This is a genomic window from Mycolicibacterium pyrenivorans (assembly GCF_025821625.1).
GTDB lineage: Bacteria > Actinomycetota > Actinomycetes > Mycobacteriales > Mycobacteriaceae > Mycobacterium > Mycobacterium pyrenivorans.
The window spans coordinates 1-6,766 of record NZ_JACKSH010000128.1 but is presented as its reverse complement, the minus strand read 5'-3'; the positions used below and the strand labels follow the sequence as shown (position 1 = coordinate 6,766).

Below are 6,766 nucleotides of genomic sequence, written 5' to 3'. Positions count from 1 at the left end.
ATCGCGATCACGCCTTGACGATCGCTAAGACACGCAGAACAGCCGAAAGCCCAGCTAGCAGGAGAAATCAGCCACAACGAACATGTGCCAGCTCCAGTTTCCTGGGGTGAGATCCTCGGCGACACCACCGTGGCCGCCGCCATGCTCGACCGCCTGCTGCACCGCTCGGTCGTCATCAACCTCGACGGCGAGTCCTACCGGCTACGCGATCACCACGCCGCCGCGGAAACCCTCCGCCGGACCACCACCGGAACCCGCCAACAACTACACTGACCGCTGCTCACAGGTGAGGAATTTCGGCGAGCACAGCCGGGGATTTTCGATGAGCGCCGTCACCAGCAGTCGCGGGCTGCTCTCACTGGCGGGACTGCCCTGCGGCTTGCGGAACGAGATCCGCTACGCCCTTCACCGGCACTCAAGTAGCCCTCGACGCACCGTATGGCGCCCCGCCGCGCTGCAGAAGGTCATCGACACCCTCGCCGCAAGTGGCGTGACATCGCTAGGTGACTCCCGGATCGACGACCTCGCCGAGAAGCACGTCGGCAAGCCGGGACGCCGGATCTGGTTGGACCTCCCGGCCGCAGCACGCAGCCTCATTGTTACCGAGGGCATCGCCAAGGCTGGAGGATGGTTCGACCCGATCCTCGTCGGCAGTTCGTCGTTTACAGGAACAACCACCGGGGAGAACCGTCGTAAAGTCTGGGACCTGACCGGCGTCTCGCAAGGCTGGCTGCGGGACGCACTGTGGGAGTTCCTGAGGGACGAGGCCCTCAAGCCCGCCGGGAAACGTCCCAGTGCCGGAACGGTTCGCAACCGCATCGCCGGAATCGCATTGCTCTCGCAGATCCTGTGGCAGAACCGCAACGACCATGGTGATGACCCAACTCGGCTGGGCAGGGCCGATGCCAAAGCATTTAAGGACACCTGGGATCTGTGGTACCGGGAACAAATCCCCATTCCTCGGCTGATGAAGCACAAAGGCAGAGGAACGAGCACCCTTACCGATCTCACCCGTCACACCTACACGGTCAGCATGCGAACGGTTCTACGACGCAGCCACGAAAAGCATCGAACACCACCGGGTTTCGACTCCTTCATACTTGGCCTGCCGAAATACCCACAGCCCGTGAATCGGCCGCGGCCACGGCCGCTGAGCCAGGACGACTTTCAGTTGCTGATCAGCGCCGAGAGCATTGCCGCTCTTGAAGCCCTTGACAGCAACGATGTCGGGATCGCCGACATTTGGTTGACCCAGGCGTTTCAGGGTGGGCGGATCAGTGAGACACTGAAGCTTCGGCTGGGCTGCGTCGGGCTCGTTGGCCGCGCCCAACCCTATATCTGGCGAGACATCAGCAAGGTCAACGTCGTGGACTGGGGTATGCCGTGCTACCGACCTGTCTATGAACGGTTATTGCGGCGCCAGCAACTCACCCGCGCGAAGCTTCGCGCGCGCTATTCTGAGGAACTCGCCGCGCTTGATGGACGTGGACGCGCCCAACTCGAAGCCTCGTGGGATCGCGACAAGCCGCTGTTTCCCGCGGCCATATCGAATCCCGACCTTACCTTTGAGGTGTCGCAAACTGGATTCCGCAATCCGTGGACTCAGTGGTTTGAAAGCCTTGGCCTGAAGTGGATTACGACGCATCAGACCAGATCCACCCTAGCGATGTCCCTGCTGGACAATGGCGCACCACCGGCTTTGGTACGCCAAGTGCTCGGGCACCTCTCTGAAGAAGCCCTGGCCCACTACGCACGGTACAACGACACGACCGTCAAGCGGCACCTCCAGCAGGTGTGGACTGCCGGGCCGGGCATGGACAAACCCGGCACCGTCCTGCTGCGCCCCAACGAGATCAACGCCGATGACTCTGCCGCCGCGTCCGCCCGCATCGACTTGACCATCGTACCGGTTGAACATGGTCTATGCCGGTACGGCCCTGTCGTCGGCGGCACGCAATGTCCCTGGCAGAAGAACTGCACTGACGGCCCTGACGGACCATGCGAGCATTTCGTGCTCACCGGAGCGGACCTGGCCTATTGGGAACGCAAACGCGACCGCGACTACCACTTCGCCGAACGAGCGCCCAGCGACGAGACGCGTGACTACATCCTGAGCCGCTGGCATCCATGGGAACCCGTCCTCACCGGACTACGTGAAGCACTCGACGAACTCGGCCTGCTCGAGGAAGCCGAGAAACTCGACCTGCGCGCACCAGTACATGACTACTTCGACCCGTTGTTTTCTGCCGGATTCCCGGTGTCCCAGTTGATCCAACCCGTCGACGGCGACATGACGACCCTGCCACCGCAAGTCTAGGGAGAATCAGATGGAGAACAAAACACGCCGCCGCCCCGTCGAAATGATCGAACGCCGCGCCACCACGAGTGCCGAATGCGAACGACGCGCGCGCATAGCACTCACCAAACTCATCAAGACCGGTGTCCCTTTCACCGTCGAAGATGTCTGTGCACTCGCCGGAGTGGGCAAAACATTCATCTACGACAAACGCCGCCGACACCTGACCGAGGCCGTTCTCGCAGCTCGCGACGCCTCCCAGACCACAACGACAACACGCGCCGATCAGAGAGTTGAACAGGCGTCTGCTTCGTGGCGAGAACGTGCGCTCGACGCTGAAGCCCTTGCGAAATCCCTACGCGCGGAGATTAAACAGCGAGAAGCCCGGATCACCGACCTGACCGGACAACTCTTCGACCCCAACGGAAACCACCTCGCCGAAGAGAACGCCCGGCTCCGAGACCTGGTAAACACCCACACCCACAATCTCCACCGCGCCCACAACGAAATCACAACCCTGCGAAGATCTCTGGACGCAGCCAGGGCCAACTTGAGACGAGAACGCGAGCGCAACGTCACCGAGCTGTTCGCAAACGACAGCCGCATAATGTGACGCGTCCAGAATCCGACAACAACAGCTGCCGTCACCACCACGCCGGCGCCAAAGCCCTGACCCGGTCAGAAAACGCGGTGGCGCATCTGTTCGGAGTATGCGGTGACCCGCTGCACGGCAGCGGCCAGGCGATGCATTGACCCCCCGAACATGCCGGCCTGCAGCGGGGGCCAGTCCTCGCCGGCGGCGTTCACCTCAGCCAGCACCGCGCCGTAGCGACTGTCCTCCAGGCGGGCGGTGCGGCTGGCGTCGGTGACGAACAGCCCCAGCCACGGCTCTGCGAACACGCGGTCCTGGGCCATCTGGTCGGCCACCACGAGGGAGAACATGATCTCGGTCTCGTCAAACAGCTCGCCGTAGCGCGTCAGACCGTAGAGGTCGGCGAAGTGCGGCCGCAGCACCTCGAACAGGTACGACGAGCAGACAAACGGCGGCTTACGCCGCCGGCGCTCGGCGATTTCGCTCAGCAGGCGCTCCAATTCCGCGTCGTCGCTGGCGACTTGGGCCGCCCGCAGCGTCAACGCCAAGCTGTCCTCGCGCGACAGCGCCTCCCACGGGCCCGCCCTCTCGATCACCGTCACCCGCAGATTGGGGTTCGTGAGCGACCGCGGCACCGCGGCATCGGTGGTCAGCGCCCGCAGGGCACCGAAGTTTCGTCCCTGCACCGCAGAGATAGACCCCGCGTAGAGCGCCAGCGTGGCCGGCAGCAGCGCCAACGCCTCAAGACGCTCGTCACGGCCTTCCACGATCAAGGCTTGGGTGCCGCCGACCCGCATCTGCCCTGCCACCGTGTCGCTCAGCGGTGCCGGTTGGGCCAGCGCGGCCATCGTGCCCGCCCAGATGCGCTCGTGACCGGCGTTGGGCCACGCGCAGCCAATAATGAGCTGATCCAGCAGCGGGGCGGTGAGCTCCTGGTAGCGCTGCGCCATCGCCAGATACTGGCGCAGCTGCTCCACCCGCTGACGGCTGTCGAACGTGCCCGGGAACAGCTGCGGGTCAGCACGGGCTGCCTGCAGCTGCTGGACCGTGGCGCGCATCAGCCGGTCGACCACCAGAGGGTTGCCCTGCTCCACCGCGTCGCGGAACTGCTCGCCGAGCGGGCGCGGCGGATCTTGGAGCAGCCTGTCCTGCAGCATGATCAGCTCACGGTGCGTGGCCGGGGGCGAGCTGGCCACGCCGCGGTGAAACACCGTGCCCGACCGGTTGTTCTCATAGGTGGTGACCAGCGAGTGGATTCGGTCACCGGGGCGCGGCGCGGTGACAGTGAACACCGCGACGTCACGGCCCTCGACCTCGACATAATCCACCGACCAGTGCGGGCCATCCACATAGGGACGCAGCTTGTCGTGCAGCGCGGCAGCATCAAGGACCTCGGCGACGCCGACGAGCTTGCCCGGCGCGACGCCGACCACAAGATAGGCTTCCCCGCCGCAGTCCCGGGCCGCGCTGACCGGATCGCGATTGGCGAAAGCGATGATGGCGCGCGCCGCGGCGAACCGATCAGCCTTGGATCCGAAATCCAGCGCGCTCTTCCACTCCACCCAATGTGTTTCCTGGCTTCCTGCAGGAGCGCGACGAATCGCCTCCACCAGAGCGGTCACCCTCTGCGGTGACCGCAGTGGAGCCGACGTATCGAAGTCCAGAGCCATAATGGCCAGCCTATGGGCGCGCCGCGACAGCGCCCATACAGGAAGGCCCTGTGCGCCCCGACGGTGCGCTGGCGGCGAAGTGTTGGGTGACGGCGCCTGGCCACCGAGGCGGCTACAGAGCCCCGCCAGGTGGCGCGTCATTATGGACCCATGACCACCGAGCCGATCGACCTACGTGGCTTCACGGGCTGGGTGCCGTTCGCAGCGCTGCCCACCGCCGACGTGCCGACCTCCCCCGGTGTGTATGTGGTCGTGCGACCCACCGACGACCCGCCCACATTCCTGGACACCTCCCCGGCCGGTCACTTCAAAGGCAAAGACCCGACCGTGCCGGTGCACGAGCTGCAGGCGCTGTGGGTGCCGGGAACCCGCATCGTCTACATCGGGAAAGCCAACGCCGGGCGCACCGGTCGCCGTGGTCTGCGCAAGCGGCTCGATGAGTTCCGCCGCTCGGGCGCCGGACAACCCGTGGGCCACAGCGGCGGGCGGCGCATCTGGCAACTCAGCGACCACGCCCAGCTGCGCGTCGGCTGGCGCGTCACCGACGACACCGCTGCAGCCGCCACCGAAACAGCCTTGATCGCACAGTTTCACGCCTACTACGGGCGGCGTCCCTTCGCCAACATGCGGAACTAATAGACACATCTCCCGCGCGGCGAAACCGGTCACTGTCGGGCACTGAGTCCACACTGGGCAGATGAGCAGACCCGGCGACACCCCCGCCCAGCACGTCGTCCAGAAACCGCGCCGACGAACGACCACGTGACGGTGTCGGACTTCACGATACTGGTGCGGAATCCGGGGCGCCCCGGCGCGCTGCGGGTGTTCACCGACGCCGAGGCCGCCGCCTACCGTCTCGTTGTTTGCCGCTAGAAGTTTTTCGAGACACTCGCAACGAGACAGGAAACGAGACGCTCCCGATGCGCCCCACCTGGGACGATGGACCGCAAGACTAGCCACCGATCGGCTGTCTCACTGCACCCGAATAGAGCGCTTGAAACACTCTGGTGTCAGGGTTACCCTGACATTGAGGACGTCAGGGCGACCCTGACGCTTCGAAGGGGGTGTTGTGAGTCGTGGGCAAAGCGGTGTCGGCGATTATGTTCTGCTCGTTCTGTGGGCGTGAGTCACGCCAGGTCAAGAAGCTGATTAGCGGCCATGGCGTGTACATCTGCAGCGATTGCGTGGCCAAATGTGCTGCAATCATTGAGGATCGGCGTGATCGAGACTCACCTCCGCTGCGTGATCGCAAGGACTATTCGGAAGACGAGTTGCTCGACGAAATCCCGCGCGTTGCAGCTACGACAGCCAATGTCGAGGCGGACCTACGAGCTCGCGTGGACGAGCTCCGGCAACGTGGGGTGGCGTGGTCACGGATCGCAGTGGCGCTCGGCATCACACGGCAGTCGGCGTGGGAGCGCTTCACTCGCGAGTAGCTCATGCTTGGGCCCGCCGAGGTGAAACTGGATCTGATCGGCCTCGTTCTTTAGCAAAGAGACACTTCGCAGTTGTTGATTACCGAACCAGCGCTGCATTGTGACTGTCGTAGTCCTCCGCCGGGGAATGGTCGTAGTTACGGTGCTAATCGCGGGATGGGCTGGTCGTCATCGCGTGGACCGAAGAACCCGAAGGCGTCGACGATCTGCATGCTAGGTGCCGGCGACCAATTCCACGCCCGGATCTGGCGTCGTGATCGGCGACTGAACATGGCGCGCAGCAGCTCATAGCCATCGGCGTGCAACGTGACGGTGGTGTCGCCGGCACCGCAGTGCCATTCGTCGTCGCCTTCGTCGCGGACAACGACCGAGGCAATGCCCTGCAGTCGCTGTCCGAGTAGCAGCATCATCACCGGAAGAAACGGCTCGTACCAGTGGACGCGATCAGGCCGGGCCAAGCCCAAGGCCTCATGTAGGTCGGCTTCGTGACTATCGGTGCCACCCTGCCCGGGGCGGCGTGGCAGCGCTGCAGAACCCACTACACGACCAACCTGATGTCGGTCACCCCGAAGACGTCGTGGCCGTGGGTGCGCACCCTGCTGCACTCGGTGTTCGATCAGCCCGACGCTGAATCGGTTGCCGCTCAATATGATCGGATCATCGATGCGCTGACCGACAAGCTGCCCAATGTCGCCGATCACCTCGAAGCGGCGCGGCCGGATCTGCTGGCGTTCACCGCGTTCCCCAAGCAGATCTGGCGCCAGATCTGGAG

The 6,766-nt window shown here is 64.3% G+C and carries 6 protein-coding genes and 2 pseudogenes; 6 read left to right on the top strand and 2 right to left on the bottom strand.

Annotation, left to right across the window (positions count from 1 at the left end; genetic code table 11):
- Positions 1–99: 99 nt before the first annotated feature.
- The 3 genes and pseudogenes from H7I57_RS16170 to H7I57_RS16160 form a co-directional block, all read left to right on the top strand.
- Positions 100–273 (top strand): annotated as a pseudogene (locus H7I57_RS16170) (ATP-binding protein); the annotation flags it as partial.
- Between the two features lie 49 nt (positions 274–322).
- Entirely contained in the window at positions 323–2,317 is a 1,995-nt protein-coding gene (locus H7I57_RS16165) for a tyrosine-type recombinase/integrase (protein WP_264024634.1), read from the top strand.
- Positions 2,318–2,327: 10 nt separating this feature from the next.
- Complete coding sequence (locus tag H7I57_RS16160) at positions 2,328–2,909, top strand: hypothetical protein (protein ID WP_264024633.1); 582 nt, start codon at positions 2,328–2,330, stop codon at positions 2,907–2,909.
- 65 nt (positions 2,910–2,974) lie between these two features.
- Here H7I57_RS16160 and H7I57_RS16155 read toward each other — a convergent pair whose 3' ends face one another.
- Positions 2,975–4,558 (bottom strand): RNA-binding domain-containing protein, encoded by a 1,584-nt coding sequence (locus H7I57_RS16155; RefSeq protein WP_264024632.1) that lies wholly within the window; start codon positions 4,556–4,558, stop codon positions 2,975–2,977.
- A 150-nt stretch (positions 4,559–4,708) separates the two neighbouring features.
- On the opposite strand from H7I57_RS16155, the gene H7I57_RS16150 reads away from it, so the two are divergent.
- Positions 4,709–5,194, top strand: coding sequence for a hypothetical protein (locus H7I57_RS16150; protein WP_264024630.1), 486 nt, complete (start codon positions 4,709–4,711; stop codon positions 5,192–5,194).
- Positions 5,195–5,634: 440 nt separating this feature from the next.
- Positions 5,635–5,994, top strand: a complete 360-nt coding sequence (locus H7I57_RS16145) for a ClpX C4-type zinc finger protein (RefSeq protein ID WP_264024629.1) — start codon at positions 5,635–5,637, stop codon at positions 5,992–5,994.
- 137 nt (positions 5,995–6,131) lie between these two features.
- Here the strand turns inward: H7I57_RS16145 and H7I57_RS16140 are convergent, their stop codons facing one another.
- Complete coding sequence (locus H7I57_RS16140) at positions 6,132–6,404, bottom strand: hypothetical protein (RefSeq protein ID WP_264024628.1); 273 nt, start codon at positions 6,402–6,404, stop codon at positions 6,132–6,134.
- A gap of 81 nt (positions 6,405–6,485) precedes the next feature.
- Here H7I57_RS16140 and H7I57_RS16135 point away from each other — a divergent pair.
- A pseudogene (locus H7I57_RS16135) lies at positions 6,486–6,766 on the top strand (transposase); the annotation flags it as partial.